The sequence below is a fragment of the Pedobacter sp. AC163 genome (genome assembly GCF_979258665.1).
This window is the reverse complement of sequence record NZ_OZ409872.1, coordinates 3361532-3377742: the sequence shown is the minus strand read 5'-3', so window position 1 is coordinate 3377742 and position 16211 is coordinate 3361532. Positions and strand designations below refer to the sequence as shown.

General features: G+C 39.5%; 11 protein-coding genes. 10 read left to right on the top strand and 1 reads right to left on the bottom strand.

All coding sequences use genetic code 11. The annotated features are described in order from the left end of the window. Positions 1 to 29: 29 nt before the first annotated feature. A complete protein-coding gene (locus ACZZZK_RS14560) occupies positions 30 to 1661 on the bottom strand; it encodes a glycoside hydrolase family 43 protein (protein ID WP_463484771.1) in 1632 nt (543 codons plus the stop codon). 291 nt (positions 1662 to 1952) lie between these two features. Here ACZZZK_RS14560 and ACZZZK_RS14555 point away from each other — a divergent pair, with 291 nt between their 5' ends. From ACZZZK_RS14555 to ACZZZK_RS14510, 10 genes are all read left to right on the top strand, one after another. Further along, positions 1953 to 2909: a pectinesterase family protein gene (locus tag ACZZZK_RS14555; RefSeq protein WP_463484770.1), complete on the top strand. Its 957-nt coding sequence runs from the start codon at positions 1953 to 1955 to the stop codon at positions 2907 to 2909. Positions 2910 to 3068: 159 nt separating this feature from the next. Continuing rightward, entirely contained in the window at positions 3069 to 4742 is a 1674-nt protein-coding gene (locus ACZZZK_RS14550) for a glycoside hydrolase family 28 protein (protein WP_463484769.1), read from the top strand. 5 nt (positions 4743 to 4747) lie between these two features. Continuing rightward, positions 4748 to 6679, top strand: coding sequence for a glycoside hydrolase family 88 protein (locus ACZZZK_RS14545; protein WP_463484768.1), 1932 nt, complete (start codon positions 4748 to 4750; stop codon positions 6677 to 6679). Positions 6680 to 6785: 106 nt separating this feature from the next. Beyond that, entirely contained in the window at positions 6786 to 7802 is a 1017-nt protein-coding gene (pelA, locus tag ACZZZK_RS14540; RefSeq protein WP_463484767.1) for a pectate lyase, read from the top strand. Positions 7803 to 7853: 51 nt separating this feature from the next. Then, positions 7854 to 9350, top strand: coding sequence for a tagaturonate reductase (locus ACZZZK_RS14535; protein ID WP_463484766.1), 1497 nt, complete (start codon positions 7854 to 7856; stop codon positions 9348 to 9350). A gap of 16 nt (positions 9351 to 9366) precedes the next feature. Further along, a complete protein-coding gene (locus ACZZZK_RS14530; RefSeq protein ID WP_463484765.1) occupies positions 9367 to 11013 on the top strand; it encodes a UxaA family hydrolase in 1647 nt (548 codons plus the stop codon). 188 nt (positions 11014 to 11201) lie between these two features. Beyond that, positions 11202 to 12602: a glucuronate isomerase gene (uxaC, locus tag ACZZZK_RS14525; RefSeq protein WP_463484764.1), complete on the top strand. Its 1401-nt coding sequence runs from the start codon at positions 11202 to 11204 to the stop codon at positions 12600 to 12602. Positions 12603 to 12933: 331 nt separating this feature from the next. Next, positions 12934 to 13989, top strand: a complete 1056-nt coding sequence (locus ACZZZK_RS14520) for a PfkB family carbohydrate kinase (RefSeq protein WP_463484763.1) — start codon at positions 12934 to 12936, stop codon at positions 13987 to 13989. Continuing rightward, positions 13982 to 14644, top strand: a complete 663-nt coding sequence (locus tag ACZZZK_RS14515) for a beta/alpha barrel domain-containing protein (RefSeq protein ID WP_200926300.1) — start codon at positions 13982 to 13984, stop codon at positions 14642 to 14644. Before ACZZZK_RS14520 ends, ACZZZK_RS14515 begins: the two co-directional genes overlap by 8 nt. Positions 14645 to 14665: 21 nt before the next feature. Continuing rightward, positions 14666 to 16105 (top strand): MFS transporter, encoded by a 1440-nt coding sequence (locus tag ACZZZK_RS14510; protein ID WP_463484762.1) that lies wholly within the window; start codon positions 14666 to 14668, stop codon positions 16103 to 16105. The last annotated feature ends 106 nt before the right edge of the window (positions 16106 to 16211 follow it).

Below are 16211 nucleotides of genomic sequence, written 5' to 3'. Positions count from 1 at the left end.
ATGGTCTGTTTTTACACAGATTATCTTTGCTATTTCTCTACTCTAAACCAATCGTATTCAGCAATTCCCGAATCATTAATCTGCGTGTCTCTTATGGCAAACAAACCTACTTTTGCGCCAATCCATTGCCCTGCAGTTGCCTGAAATTCATCGCCAACATTGCTGTAATTATTTCCATCTTCACTATAACTAAACTGGCATTTGGCACCGTTTGAAACCTTAACTCTAAAATGAACAACACCAGATTTAAGCTTTGCAATTTCCTTTTCGTTCTCAGTTTTTCCTTTGTCGGCACTTTGGCAAACGCCATAAACCAAATAAATACCATCTCTTTTACTTTTGATGCTCAATTTAGCATAGCTTCTACCCATTACAACTAAACCTGTTTGCTCGTTTTCTAACTTCGGGTTTGGCTTAAAGTTTACTTTAGTGGTAACAGTAAATATATCAGCTGGAAACTTCTGCATCAACAAGTTCGGCACATCCCATAAGTTTCTAGCTTCGTCTGGAATTTTTGCCGTGTATAACTTTAGAACACTTTTATTGGCATCTGTGAAAAGCCAGGTAGGTTGTGGGTTTGCCTGCCATTGCCATTGCAAGCCCAATTGCCAGGAATTAAATTCATCGCTCTCGGCAGGTGTTTCTATCGGATAAACCTTGCCCACGTTCGGCTTTTTGTAGGTGAGTACAGGTTCGCCAATCTCATCACCATCTTTGTCTGCACCAATAACCGGCCAGTTGTTTATCCATTTCATGGGTTGCAAATGAACCACCCTTCCATAAGCGTCCTTATCCTGAAAATGCAAAAACCAATCTTCGCCATTTTGGGTATTCACCCAGGCGCCTTGATGTGGCCCATTTACCGTAGATTTTCCTTCGTCCATCGCCAACTTTCTTTCGTAAGGACCATAAATATTTTTGCTCCTCAATATCAATTGCCAACCTGTAGAAACTCCTCCTGCCGGTGCAAATAAATAATAATACCCATTGCGCTTATAAACCTTAGGCCCTTCAATGGTTGGATCTAATTCATGGCCATCGTAAACAATTCTTCCCGATTCCGTAGCTTTTAAACCATCGGGAGTTAGGGGCATTACAGCCAAAACACTTTTAATACCAGCTCTGCTTCCCGCATAGGCATAAGCTAAATAAGCTTTCCCATCTTCATCCCAAAACGGACAAGGGTCGATCAATCCTTTGCCAGTTGCAACGAGTTTTGGTGCAGACCATTCTCCTGTTATCGTTTTAGATTTAGTTACATAAATTCCGAAATCGGGATCAGGATAGTAGATATAAAATTCTCCATTCCGGTACCGGATGGAAGGTGCCCAAACACCATTTCCATGTTGGGTTTTTTCGAAATGTTCAAAAGGTGGCTGGCGTTTTAGCGCATGACCAATAATTTTCCAGTTCACCAAATCTTTTGAATGTAAGATGGGAAGACCTGGAACAGCATCAAAGCTGGAAGCAATCATATAAAAATCATCACCAACCCTGATGGCATCCGGATCAGAATAATCGGCATTGATCACCGGATTTTTATAGGTTCCGTTTCCCAGATCAGAAACCCAAACTTTAGAAACATAAGTTGCTTTCGGAGCCTGCGAGAAACAATTCAGGCAAAAGTAAGAAGTAAAAATAAGGGTAAATAAGAATTTCATGATCAATTATATTTTGGTTAGGAAAGCCATCACGTATTTGGAAAGTACTAAATATTTGCCTTTAAATAACGACTGCTCAAGCGCTAAGAACAAGATTAAACCTTTTTTTACTTTATCGCAACCCTTTACTGTGCAATCGTTCCCGACATCGTTTGCGGCATTTATAGTTCCAATAAGTTCGTTCAGAAAGCGATATAATGTTTAAACTTGTTCATCACATGATTTAAAAAACGGCAACTTGGAATTTTATCCCTGCGGTGGCCCATTATAATTTTAGCTAACCAAATTTTTATGAAAGTATTCATCTTGTTTTTATTCACTCTGGTTTCTTTAACAGCAGTAGCCGCCGAGGTTAAGCCCGATTTCACTGTAGCGACTGATGGGAGCGGAAATTTCAAAACCGTGCAGGAAGCCATTAACGCGGTGCCTGACTTTAGAAATAAGCTTACTGTGATTTTTATCAAAAAAGGAATTTATAAAGAAAAATTAATCCTCGCAGCTTCGAAGAAAAATGTAAAGTTTATTGGTGAAAGTTTAAACGAAACCATTTTGACTTACGATGATTATGCTCAAAAGAAAAATGCCTTTGGCGAAGATAAAGGAACATCAGGTTCATCGAGCTTTTACATTTACGGTGAAGGATTTTCGGCGGAGAATATCACATTTGAAAATTCATCTGGTCCGGTTGGACAAGCTGTAGCGGTTTGGGCTGGTGGAGATAAATCGACCTTTACGAATTGCAGGTTTTTGGGATTTCAGGATACGCTCTATACTTATGGTGCAAACAACCGTCAGTATTACAAAAATTGTTACATCGAAGGAACGGTTGATTATATTTTCGGTGCCGCCACTGCCTGGTTTGAAAACTGCACCCTTTATTGCAAAAAACAAGGTTATATTACCGCGGCATCTACAGCCGATACCACAAAATATGGTTATGTTTTTAATAAATGTAAAATTACTGGCGATGCCGTAGCCAATAGCTTTTATCTTGGTCGCCCGTGGAGGCCTTACGCTAAAGTTGTTTTTTTAGGATGTGAACTTCCAGAAATTATCCGCCCCGAAGGTTGGAATAATTGGGGCAAAGAAAGCAATGAGCAAACGGCTTACTACGCTGAATACAAAAGTATAGGAAAAGGTGCAAACGCTAAAAAGCGGGTAAATTGGTCGCACCAACTCACCGAAGTTGAGTATAAAAGTTACATTTTGGAAAACGTTTTCCGAGGATGGGATCCGGAAGGGAAATAGCTAACATAAGCAGCTGATTTACAGCCTATAAATCACATTTTAAATATTCAATCTTGCTTTATTCTCCGGCAACGTTTGCATAGATTTCTCTTCGCTTTTAGCGGCAAACAACGTACACTTGTTATTACGATAACCAAGTATAATTTAACAGCACAAATAATGAAACATATTTCTGGTAGTTTATACCGTTCTAAAATCGCCCTCGCATGTATTTGTTTGTTTTCAGTAAGCGCATCAATGGCGCAACAGAAACGCAGCATACCCGTTATCCAACAGGTAAATATTAAAGCTGATACCACTAGTATTGTAAGTTTTGGTGCCAAAGGCGATGGTGTTTCGTTAAATACAGAAAGCATTAACAAGGCCATTGCGGCAGTTAGCCAAAAAGGTGGCGGTGTGGTTTTAATCCCTGGTGGTTTATGGTTAACCGGTCCTATCGAACTTAAAAGCAACGTAAATTTACACCTCAAACGCGATGCTTTACTTCAGTTTACTGATGATTTTAATCAATATAAATTAGTAGAAGGCAACTGGGAAGGACAGCCGGCATGGCGCAACCAAAGCCCTATTTCAGGTTTTGATTTAGAAAACATAGCCATTACAGGCTCTGGGATTATTGATGGAAACGGCGGTGCCTGGCGTATGGTTAAACGCGATAAACTTACCGAATCACAGTGGAAAAAATTAGTGGCTTCTGGTGGCCTGGTTAGCGAAGACGGAAAAATGTGGTATCCTTCAGAAAAAACACTAAAAGGATCGAAAACCAAAAATGCAGGTGTAGTTGCCGCAGGACAAAGCACTGCCGATTTGCAAAGTATAAAAGATTTTCTTCGCCCTAATTTGCTGGTACTAACCAATTGCAAAAAAATTCTTTTAGAAGGCGTTACTTTTCAAAACTCTCCGGCGTGGAACTTACACCCTTTGCTTTGCGAAGATTTAACCTTAAGAAATTTGCAGGTTAAAAACCCATGGTTTGCACAAAATGGCGATGGGGTAGATATTGAATCTTGTAAAAATGTATTAATAGAAGGCAGCACTTTTGACGTTGGTGATGATGGGATCTGCATTAAATCGGGTAGAGATGAAGCTGGCCGGAAACGTGGCAAACCGACTGAAAACGTAATTATCAGAAACAACGTGGTTTATCACGCACATGGCGGTTTCGTTGTGGGAAGCGAGATGAGCGGTGGCGCTAAAAATATTTGGGTTTATGATTGTTCATTTATCGGTACTGATATTGGCATTCGCTTTAAAACTACCCGCGGTAGAGGTGGTGTTGTAGAAAATATTTATATCAATAACATCAACATGATTGATATCCCTGGCGAAGCAATTTTGTTCGACATGTATTATGCTGCCGTTGATCCAATTGTTTTGGCTGGCGAAAAACGTGAAGCCATTAAAACAGTTGTGGTGCCGGTAACGGAAGCCACTCCTCAGTTTAAAAATATTTATATTAAAGATGTAGTAGCCAATGGCGCTGAAAAAGCCATTTTCGTTCGGGGTTTACCTGAGATGAACATTAAAGATATTTACATGGAAAATGTAACCATCCAGGCAAAAAAAGGCGTGGAAATTATTGAAGGTACTGGCATTTATTTAAAAAATGTAAACGTGATTACAGAGGATACCAATCCGGTGGTGAAAATTCAGAACGGCAACAACATCAACTTTGATGGTTTTAAATATAAAGAAGGTTCGGCCTTACTGTTCGATATTTCCGGTGAAAAAACCAAGGGTGTTAAAGTTTCTGGAACAAATGTTTCGCAAGCAAAAAAACAATCAAATATTGGAGTTGAAGTAGCTAAAAAAGCATTGGAAATCTCAAAATAACAAACATGAAGAAATCACTTTTATATATCGCTATTGCATTTTTAGGGTTTTCAATTCTATCTCAAAGTGTATTTGCTCAAAAGAAACTTTCTGAGCAGCTAACCTTAACCGCAATGGAACAATTGTGGCAGGATACTACCATTTTAAAAGGCAAAAAAGGGCCAAAATGGTCGTATGATATGGGTGTTGTTTTGGAAGGTGCTGCTGCCGTTTGGCGCAATACCGGCGATGGAAAGTATTTCAAATACATCCAAAGTTCGATGGATGCCTATTTGGATAAAGAAGGAAACATCACAACCTACAAAGCAGAAGATTTTAATATCGATAACATTAAAAATGGCCGTGCTTTATTACTGTTGTACAAAGTTACTGGGCAGCAAAAGTATTTGCTAGCGGTTAATAAGTTATACGATCAAGTTAAAAAACAGCCGAGAACGAAAGAAGGCGGTTTCTGGCATAAAAAGATTTATCCTAACCAAATGTGGCTGGATGGACTTTACATGGCTCAACCTTTTTATGCAGAATACGCAAAGCTGATGAAAAAAGATGCTGATTTCGACGATATCGCAAATCAGTTTATCTGGATGGAGAAAAATGCCCGGGATGCAAAAACAGGCCTGCTTTACCATGGTTACGATGAAAGCAGAGAAGAAAAGTGGGCAGATAAAAAAACAGGTCTGTCGCCAAACTTCTGGGGCAGGGCAATGGGTTGGTATATTATGGCACTGGTTGATGTGTTAGATAATTTCCCTAAAGATCACCCAAAATACAAAGAGTTATTAGCCATTTTAAACCGCACAGCAACGGCAACCGTAAAATATCAGGATGCAAAATCGGGCGTTTGGTGGGACATTTTAGATATGCCAACGCGAAAAGGCAATTACCTGGAAAGTTCAGCCTCAAGTATGTTTGTGTATGGTTTAGCCAAAGGAGTGCGAAACGGATGGTTGCCACAATCGTTTATGACTGCCGCAAACAAAGGTTACACTGGTTTAAAGAAAGAATTTGTTGAGAAAGCTGGCGAAGAACGCATTAATCTCACCAAAACCGTTTCTGTTTCTGGTTTGGGAGGAAAACCACGTTATCGCGACGGAAGTTTTGAATATTACATCAGTGAAAAGGTAATTACAAATGACCCGAAAGGGATGGGTGCTTTTATTTGTGCTGCTGCAGAGATGGAAGTTGCTGCTTTGTCAAAACCTGGAAAAGGTTTAACGGTTACGGTAGATAATTTCTTCAACAACGAGTACATGACTGGCCCGACGGGCGATAAAATTCCGTTCCATTATTTATTGGAAGAGGATGATAACAATGGCTTCTCATTATTTGGCAAAGTACTTAATGATGCAGGTGTAAAAACGTCAACATTGAAAACTGCCCCGACCATAACAAATTTAAAAGGTAGCAACATCTATATCATTGTCGATCCGGATACGCAAAAGGAAACTGCCAATCCTAACTTTATGAATGCTGAGCATGCCAAACAAGTAGCAGAATGGGTAAAAGCGGGAGGCGTTTTAGTATTGCTTTTAAATGATGTGGGTAACTGTGAAATTACCAAATTCAACGTGTTGCCAGAGCTGTTCGGAATCAAGTTTAATGAAGATAGCCGTAACAAGGTTCAAGGTTCAAACTTTGAGCAGGGTGCAGTTAAAATCCCTTCAGGAAACTCGATTTTTAAAACAGCAAAGAAAGTTTACATTAAAGAGATTTCGACAATTGCGGCTAAAAGTCCTGCAGTTTCCGCTTTAACGGACAATGGAGATGTACTGATCGCGACAGCAAAATATGGTAAAGGAACTGTTTTCGCAGTTGGCGATCCCTGGTTTTACAACGAATATATCGATGGAAGAAAATTGCCGGAGGATTTAGAAAACTATAAAGCCACTAACGATTTAGTGAACTGGCTAATCAAGCAAGTGCCTGGGAAAAAGTAACTAAACAACAGATAAACAAGATGAACATAGATAAAATAGGACTAAGATACCCTGGTTTCAATTTGTGTTGATCTATGTAAATGTGTTGTTGAATAACCAAACAAAAATGATAAAAATCAAAACATTATTCACCATTGCTTGCAGCATTCTATTGGCTTCTTGTTATGCGCAAATGCCCACAGATTCTACTGCAGAAAAAATGCTGGTTTACCAGCTCGGTAATGGAGGTTGGCCGAAACAGTTGGAAGATAAAAGTGTGGTTAATTATGGCGCTACTTTAACACCAGAACTATTAGCAAAAGTAAAAGCGACTACTGATAAACATGCTACATTTGATAACAAAGCAACAAGCAGAGAAGTCGTTTATTTAATCGGCGCTTATAAGAAAACGCAGAATAAAGCCTACTTAAAGGCGGCAGAAAAAGGCCTCGATTATATTTTGGCAGCACAGTACCCAAATGGAGGCTGGCCACAATATTATCCCGACCAATCTTTATATCGATCGCAAATTACTTTTAACGATGATGCGATGATCAATGTTTTGAACATTTTGCGAGATGTGGCAGAGAAAAAAAATGATTTTGATTTAGTGGACCAAAGGTATGTTGGCAGAGCTGAAAAGGCGATTGTAAAAGGTATCGATTGTATTCTAAAAACTCAGGTTAAACAAAAAGGAGAGTTGAGCATTTGGGCCGCTCAATATGATAAGGATACCATGCTGCCTGCAAAAGCCAGAAACTTCGAACCGGCTTCATTGGCTACAAGCGAATCAGTTGGCATTATCCGCTTTTTAATGGGTATTAAAAGTCCATCAGCAGAAGTTAAAAAATCTATTGCAGCTGCAGTAAAGTGGTTTGATACCTACAAAATATCGGGTTACCGTTTCGACAGAGAAAAAGGCAAAACTGCAGCATTGGTTCAAGATAATAGCAGCATGGCCTGGGCCCGGTTTTACGATCTGGATAAAAATGTTCCCATCTTCGGCGATCGCGATAACTCAATCAAGTTAAAGTTAGAAGAGTTGATTCCAGAGCGAAGAAATGGCTACGCCTGGTACGGTAGCTGGGGCCAGAAATTAATTGAAAAGGAATACCCAAAGTGGTTAGCCACTAAGGGACAATAATAATTAAAATCACACTTCGTGCCTCGGCGCTTGGTGATTAAACAATAAAACATGCTTTTAAACAAAGAAAATCTAAAAAACATCAGCGGAGAAAAGGTCATCAAACCAACTGCTGAAATGTTGGAGTTACCAGAGAAGGTAATTCAGTTTGGCACTGGCGTTTTGCTACGCGGTTTACCTGATTATTTTATCGATAAAGCCAACCATCAGGGCATTTTCAATGGAAGAATTGTTGTGGTTAAAACTACTTCGAAAGCTGGAGTTGATGATTTTGCTGATCAGGATAATTTGTATACGCTAAGTGTTAAAGGTATTGAGGATGGCGTTGAGGTTGAGGAAAACATGATCAATTCATCAATCAGTCGTGTTTTATCTGCAACATCAGAGTGGGCAGAGATTTTAAAAACGGCACATCAGCCAGAATTGAAAGTGGTAATTTCGAATACCACAGAAGTTGGAATTGTGAAAAGCGAAGATAAAATTACTGATACCCCACCACAATCTTTTCCGGGGAAGTTATTGGCCTTTTTGCATGAAAGATATAAAGCCTTCAACGGATCGGAAGAAAGTGGAATGGTGATCGTACCAACTGAATTGATCAGCGATAACGCAGATAAGCTGAAAGAAATTGTGCTAGACTTAGCCATTCAAAACAAGTTGGGTTGGGATTTCGAAAACTGGTTAAGAACTGCCAATCATTTTTGCAAAACATTAGTAGATAGAATTGTTCCGGGAAGACTTCCAGAAGCATCGCAAAAAGCATTGGAAGCAGAGTTAGGTTACACTGATGGCTTAATGATTATGGCAGAGCCTTTCAGACTTTGGGCCATCGAATCGGCGAGCGAAAAAGTGAAAGAAGTATTATCATTTGCTTCGGCTGATAAAGGTGTTTTCATCGTTCCTTCCATCGATAAATTTAAAGAACTTAAACTTCGTTTACTTAACGGCACACATACCATTAGTTGCGGATTAGCCATTTTAGCTGGTTTTCATACCGTTAAAGAAGCCATGGCTGATAAAGCATTCGCTAATCATGTTTTAAAACTGATGAAAGAGGAAATTGTTCCTGTGGTAGAAAGCGGCGACATTACCAAAGAGGAAGCATTAGCTTTTGCCGAAAGCGTAATTGATCGTTTCAGCAATCCATCTTTAGCACACCAATGGCATGCCATTACCTTAAATTACACGCAAAAGCTGCAGATGCGTAATATGCCTTTAATTAGAAGATATTATGCGTTGAAAAATGAAGTACCTCAATTAACGGCACTCGGCGTTGCTGCTTACATTATCTATATGAATGCAGCCAAAGATGGCGATACTTATACGTCGACAGTAAACGGAAAATCATTCCCGATTCAAGATGAATTTGCAGAGGTATTACACAATTACTGGAAAAACCCTGAAACTGTAGTAGACAGTACATTGGGCGATAGAAGACTTTGGGATAAAAACCTAAACAACTATCCTGGGTTTAATGCTGCGGTAAAATCTTATGTAGATTTATTACAAAATAAAGGTGCAAAAGAAACTTTGAGTAACTTGCACTAAGAAAGAACAAATTAAAATGGTTACTAGAATTTTAAAAATCCATCCTAACGATAATGTACTTGTTGCCTTGCAAGATCTTGCAAAAGGCGAAACCATTATACACGATGGGCAAGAATATACTTTACAGGATGATATTAAGGCCAAGCATAAATTTTTTATGCAGGATATGAATGTCGGAGATCACATTATTATGTATGGTGTTCTGGTTGGGAAGGCGCAACATTTTATCCTTAAAGGCGGCTTAATGGATACTGAAAACACTAAACATGCTTCAGATCCTTACGAGTTTAGACCTTACCACTATGAATGGCATGCACCAGATGTATCTAAATTTGAAGGCAGAACTTTCAATGGTTATATCCGCAATGATGGCCGCGTAGGAACAGCCAACTACTGGTTATTTATTCCTACTGTTTTTTGCGAAAACCGCAACCTTGATGTCATTCGCGAAGCCTTACATAATGAATTGGGTTATGCCGTAACCGATAAGTACAAAACTTATGCGCATCACCTGGTAGAAGCTTATAAAAATGGTGAAATCCTGGAAGAAGCAGATTCGAGCTCAATCGGACAAGCGAATCCTGCGGCTAACCGTATTTTCAAAAATGTTGATGGGATAAAGTTTTTGAACCATCAGGGTGGTTGTGGTGGTACACGTCAGGATGCTGCTGTGTTGAGCAAACTTTTAGCCGCTTATGCTGATCATCCAAATGTTGCCGGCGTTACCGTTTTAAGCTTGGGCTGCCAGAATTTACAGGTAAAAGATTTTGTTGATGATTTGAAATTGCGTTCACCAAATTTTGATAAACCCTTATTCATTTTCGAACAACAACAATCGCAAAGCGAAGAACAATTAGTTAAAGAAGCAATCAGAAAAACCTTTATCGGTTTAACTGAAATTAATAAAATTGAGCGTCAGCCAGCGCCATTAAGCAAACTGGTTTTGGGTGTGAAATGTGGTGGTAGCGATGGTTTTAGTGGCATTAGCGCTAACCCAGCAGTTGGTTATACTTCTGATTTATTGGTCGGCCTGGGCGGAACTGTTCTTCTAGCCGAGTTTCCAGAACTTTGTGGCGCCGAACAACAATTGATCGATCGGACAAAGGATGAAACTGCAGCACGTAAATTTATTCAGTTAATGACGGCTTACAATCAAGCAGCAGAAAACGTTGGCTCTGGATTTTTTATGAATCCCTCTCCCGGTAATATTAAAGATGGTTTGATTACCGATGCCATTAAAAGTACTGGTGCCGCTAAAAAAGGCGGAACATCACCAGTGGAAGATGTGTTGGATTATACCGAACCTGCTACAAAACCTGGTTTAAATTTGGTTTGTACACCTGGTAATGACGTGGAAGCGACTACGGGTAAAGCGGCATCAGGCGCTACTTTAATTTTATTTACCACAGGCTTAGGCACACCAACAGGTAATCCGGTTTGCCCAACCATAAAAGTTTCTACCAATAATGCTTTAACTAAACGCATGGGCGATATTATCGATATCAACTGCGGGCCGGTAATTGAAGGTGAGAAAACCATTGAGCAAATGGGTGAAGACATTTTAGAATATTGCATTAAAGCAGCCAGTGGCGAAGTAATTCCGAAAGCTGTACTCTTAAATCAAGACGACTTCATTCCTTGGAAAAGAGGCGTTAGTCTTTAGTTGGGAGTTGGGGGTTTGGAGTCTTCAGTCTAAAGTCCAACTTTCACAAGCCGTCGTTGCGATAACGGAGAGTATAAAAACAAAATCCGTGGTCTGTGTCCTCACAGACCACATTAAAAAATACGATATAAAAGATCGGCGTTTTGAAAATCTCAAACCTCGTATCTAATGTCTCAAATCTCAAAAGAATGAAACCTTTTTTAGACGAAAATTTCCTTTTGCAAAATGAAACAGCTGTAAAGCTTTACCATGATTTCGCAAAATCGTTACCCATTATTGATTATCACAATCACTTAATTCCGGAGCAAATTGCCAACGATAAGCAGTTTGAAAATATAACACAGGTTTGGTTAGCAGGCGATCACTACAAATGGAGAGCCATGAGAGCCAATGGCGTTGATGAAAAATACATTACCGGTGACGCATCTGACTTTGAGAAATTTGAGAAATGGGCTGAAACGGTACCTTACACTTTGCGCAATCCTTTATACCATTGGACTCATTTAGAGCTGCAAAGGTATTTTGGAATTACCGATATTTTATCAGGCAAAACCGCTCGTAAAATTTACGATGAATGTTCTGCAAAGTTGCAAACACCAGAATATTCTGTTCGTGGATTGTTGGCTAAAATGAATGTGGAAGCAGTTTGTACAACTGATGATCCGCTGGATAGCTTAAACTTCCACCAGCAACTGGCAGCCGAAGGTGTAGCTTTAAAAATGTTGCCTGCTTTCCGCCCGGATAAGGCGATGAACAGTGATGATATTGCCGGCTTAAACGATTATGTTAACAAACTGGAAGGCGTTGTGGGTAAATCCATCTCCAGCTTGCAAGAATATATCGACGCTTTAAAAAGCCGCCACGATTATTTTGCCGAAAACGGTTGCTCGGTTTCAGATCACGGCCTAGAGCAAATTTATGCCGAAGATTATACCACAGAGGAAATCAGCTCAATTTTTGATAAAATCCGTAGCAATCAGGAGATATCTTACGAAGAAAACTTGAAATTCAAATCAGCTATGCTGATCTATTTTGCAGAATGGGATCATGAAAAAGGTTGGGTTCAGCAATATCACTTAGGCGCTTTGCGGAATAACAATGCTCGTATGTTACGCCAGTTAGGTCCTGATACAGGATGGGATTCCATTGGCGATTTTAGTCAGGCTAGAATGCTTTCAAAATTTTTAAACCGTTTAGATAACCAGGATAAACTGGCGAAAACCATTATCTACAACTTAAACCCTGCAGATAATGAACTTATTGCTACAATGATTGGAAACTTTAATGATGGTTCTGTTGCGGGCAAAGTTCAGTTTGGTTCTGCCTGGTGGTTTTTAGATCAAAAAGATGGCATGATTAAACAATTAAATGCACTATCAAATATGGGGCTTCTAAGCCGCTTGGTGGGGATGTTGACAGATTCACGTAGTTTCTTGTCATTCCCACGCCATGAATATTTCCGCCGGATTGTTTGTAATTTGTTTGGCGAAGATGTGGAGAATGGGGAATTGCCAAATGATATTGAGTGGGTAGGCAAGATAGTGCAGGATATTTCTTATTTTAACGCAAAAAATTACTTTACGTTTTAAATATAAATGGTCTGTGAGGACACAGACCATGGAAAGAGGTTTTAGTCCAGCCCCCTCGGTCTGTGTCCCCACAGACCGAAACTGGATTTAATTAATGGCCTGTGAGGACACAGATCATGGAGAAGAGAAGAGATTTTAGTTCAGCCCCCTCGGTTTGTGTCCCCACAGATCGAAACTGAATTTAATTAATGGCCTGTGAGGACACAGACCCTGGAAAAGAAAAGAGATTTTAGTCCAGCCCACTCGGTCTGTGTCCTCACAGACCGAAACTGGATTTAATTAATGGCCTGAGACGACACAGGCCATGGCGAGAAAACCGATCAAACATATAATGAGTGACCAGATATCATCCTTGGTAAAAAAAGGAGAAAAAGTTTTAAGTTTCGGAGAAATCCTTTTGCGCATTTGCCCTGATATGGATGGGCAATGGTTAAAAGAAAGTAAGTTGCCTTTTTACGTTGGTGGCGCTGAACTAAATGCGGCCACTGCATTGGCATTGTGGAATGTTCCATCTGCTTATTTATCGGCTATGCCAGATAATTCTGTTACCCGAGAGATTGAGGAATATTTAAAAGTTAGAAATATTGATACCTCGCCAATGGTTTTTGGCGGCGATAGATTGGGGTTATACTATCTTCCAAAAGGGAAAGATTTAAAAAATGCCGGAGTAATCTACGATAGGGCAAATTCTTCTTATGCAGAATTGAAAGTTGGTCAGATTGATTGGGATAAAGTTTTCCAGGGCATTACCTGGTTCCATTTCAGCGCTATCTGTCCTGCAATAAACCAATCGATAGCTGATGTTTGCCTTGAAGCCCTAAAAGCTGCAAGTGAAAGAAATATTATTATTTCGTTAGACTTAAATTACAGAGCTAAGCTTTGGAAATATGGTAAAGATCCGATAGATGTTCTACCTGAGCTGGCAAAATATTGCACTTTAATCATGGGCAATGTTTGGGCAGCAAACAAGATGTTAGGTACCGCTCTTCACGAAGATTTAAAGCCAACAGAAGGTTATGCAAAGGAAACGTTACTACAACAAGCAACGGATACCTCTAAAGAAATATTAAGTTTGTTTCCAGCTTGTAAGGCTGTAGCCAATACCTTCCGTTTCGATAACGGAAAAGGAATAAAATACTATACCGCGATATACACAGCAGAGAAACTAACGGTATCTGAAGAATATGTTTCAGATGAAATTTTAGATAAAGTAGGCAGTGGTGATTGTTTTATGGCAGGATTAATTTATGGTTTTTATAACCAGTTACCTGTGGAAGAAACTTTAAATTTTGCAACCGCTGCAGCCTACGATAAATTATACATTCCAAGCGATGCCACGACTAGTACCGTAGCAGACATTGAAAAAAGAATAATACGCCATGATTAGTAACAAACACAAAATTTTAGATGCCATTTTAGAACAAGGTATGCTTCCGCTTTTCTATCAAGATAGCGAAACCGGAAGTGTAGAAATTTTACGCACTTTGTATAATGCAGGTGTCCGCGTTTTTGAATATACCAATCGTGGTAAATCGGCTTTGCCTAACTTTAAAAAGTTAAAAGAAGTACGTGATGCTGAAATGCCTGATCTTTATTTGGGTATTGGTACCATCAAAACAGCTGCTGATGCAAATGCTTTTATTGATGCCGGAACCGACTTTATCGTGGCGCCAATCGTAAACCCTGAGGTAGCTGAAATAGCGAATAAAATCGGGATGCTTTGGATTCCTGGATGTATGACGCCGACGGAAATCAGTGTCGCACAACAGCATAAAGCAATGTTAATCAAGATTTTCCCTGCCAACATTTTAGGGCCAGAGTTCGTATCATCAATAAAAGATCTATTCGCAGGGCAATTATTTATGCCTACAGGTGGCGTTGAAATTGATGCTGACAATTTAAAAACCTGGTTTAAGGCTGGCGTTTGTGCAGTAGGCATGGGCAGCAAATTAATTAGCAAAGATGTAATGGCAAAAGGCCTTTATGAAGAACTGGCAGACAATACCAAACTCGCACTCGACTTAATTAAGCAAAGCAAGTAAAATTTAAATACCACTAACCAAATGAATCAACCAAAAATAGGCAAATACCGATGGACGATATGTTTACTCCTGTTTCTTGCCACCACCATAAATTACTTAGATAGACAGGTACTTTCGTTAACATGGACAGATTTTATTAAACCAGAGTTTCACTGGGATAATAATGATTATGGAAATATTACTGCATTGTTCTCGATATTTTATGCCATTTCAATGCTTTTTGCTGGTCGTTTGGTTGATAAACTGGATACCAAAAAAGGCTTTTTATGGGCAATTGGTGTATGGTCGGTTGGTGCCTGTTTACACGCTTACTGCGGTATCGCTACTGCCGGAATCATCGAAGGCAATTGGTTTGTAGGCTTTGAAGGGGCAAAAGAAATTATTGGTAGAGTTAACGATACTGGAATGGTTGTTTCGGTAAGTGTTACTTTGTTCATCTTTGCAAGGTTTGTTTTGGCAGTAGGTGAAGCCGGGAATTTTCCTGCAGCAATTAAAGCCACTGCAGAATATTTCCCTAAAAAAGACCGTGCTTTTGCAACCAGTATCTTTAACGCAGGTGCTACTGTGGGTGCTTTGGCTGCTCCAATTACCATTCCTTTTATTGCAAAAGCTTATGGCTGGGAGATGTCTTTTATCATCATCGGTGCTTTAGGTTTTGTATGGATGGGCCTTTGGGTTTTCGTTTACAATAAACCAGAATTGCATAAAAGAGTAAGCGCAGAAGAGTTGGCTTACATTCAACAAGATTTAATTGCCGATAGAAAATTGGCCGATTATGTAGAAGAAACCAAAGAAAAAGTATCGTTTATCGATTGCTTCAAATACAAACAAACCTGGGCTTTTGCCTTTGGTAAATTTATGACAGACGGTGTATGGTGGTTCTTTTTGTTCTGGACACCAGCCTACCTTAAATCGGTTTACGGAATGGACTCTACCCAAAGTGCTTTACCTTTATTTGTACTTTATATGATTACGCTGCTATCCATTATCGGTGGTTGGTTGCCTACTTATTTTGTTGATAAAAAAGGCATGAACCCTTACGAAGGCAGAATGAGAGCCATGTTAATCTTCGCTTTCTTCCCGCTTTTAGCTTTGGCCGCACAACCTTTAGGTCATATTACTTATTGGATTCCGGTAATTATTATCGGTATTGCAGGGGCAGCACACCAGGCTTGGTCAGCAAATATTTTCTCTACCGTGGGCGATATGTTTCCTAAAAAAGCCATTGCAACTATTACCGGTATCGGTGGTATGGCAGGTGGTATCGGCTCTTTCATTATCAATAAAGGATCGGGTTTACTGTTTGATTATACAGGTAAAAATGAAATCATTTTTATGGGTTTCAAAGGCGAAGAAGCCGGTTATTTCATTATCTTCTCTATCTGTGCGGTTTGTTACTTAATCGGCTGGACAGTGATGAAAACATTGGTACCGAAGTATAAAGTTATCGAATTAGCATAATTATCAGGCTGAAGGATTTGCGAACCAACTAGGCAAAACCTTCAGCCTTAAAAATAAAATTAATCTATACTTAAACTATAGATTAACACAATTATAAACCCTAACA

Bases quoted from the DNA above. Each gene is read 5' to 3' on its own strand.
- ACZZZK_RS14560 (WP_463484771.1), bottom strand. From the start codon at position 1,661: ATGAAATTCTTATTTACCCTTATTTTTACTTCTTACTTTTGCCTGAAT.
- ACZZZK_RS14555 (WP_463484770.1), top strand. From the start codon at position 1,953: ATGAAAGTATTCATCTTGTTTTTATTCACTCTGGTTTCTTTAACAGCA.
- ACZZZK_RS14550 (WP_463484769.1), top strand. From the start codon at position 3,069: ATGAAACATATTTCTGGTAGTTTATACCGTTCTAAAATCGCCCTCGCA.
- ACZZZK_RS14545 (WP_463484768.1), top strand. From the start codon at position 4,748: ATGAAGAAATCACTTTTATATATCGCTATTGCATTTTTAGGGTTTTCA.
- pelA (WP_463484767.1), top strand. From the start codon at position 6,786: ATGATAAAAATCAAAACATTATTCACCATTGCTTGCAGCATTCTATTG.
- ACZZZK_RS14535 (WP_463484766.1), top strand. From the start codon at position 7,854: ATGCTTTTAAACAAAGAAAATCTAAAAAACATCAGCGGAGAAAAGGTC.
- ACZZZK_RS14530 (WP_463484765.1), top strand. From the start codon at position 9,367: ATGGTTACTAGAATTTTAAAAATCCATCCTAACGATAATGTACTTGTT.
- uxaC (WP_463484764.1), top strand. From the start codon at position 11,202: ATGAAACCTTTTTTAGACGAAAATTTCCTTTTGCAAAATGAAACAGCT.
- ACZZZK_RS14520 (WP_463484763.1), top strand. From the start codon at position 12,934: ATGAGTGACCAGATATCATCCTTGGTAAAAAAAGGAGAAAAAGTTTTA.
- ACZZZK_RS14515 (WP_200926300.1), top strand. From the start codon at position 13,982: ATGATTAGTAACAAACACAAAATTTTAGATGCCATTTTAGAACAAGGT.
- ACZZZK_RS14510 (WP_463484762.1), top strand. From the start codon at position 14,666: ATGAATCAACCAAAAATAGGCAAATACCGATGGACGATATGTTTACTC.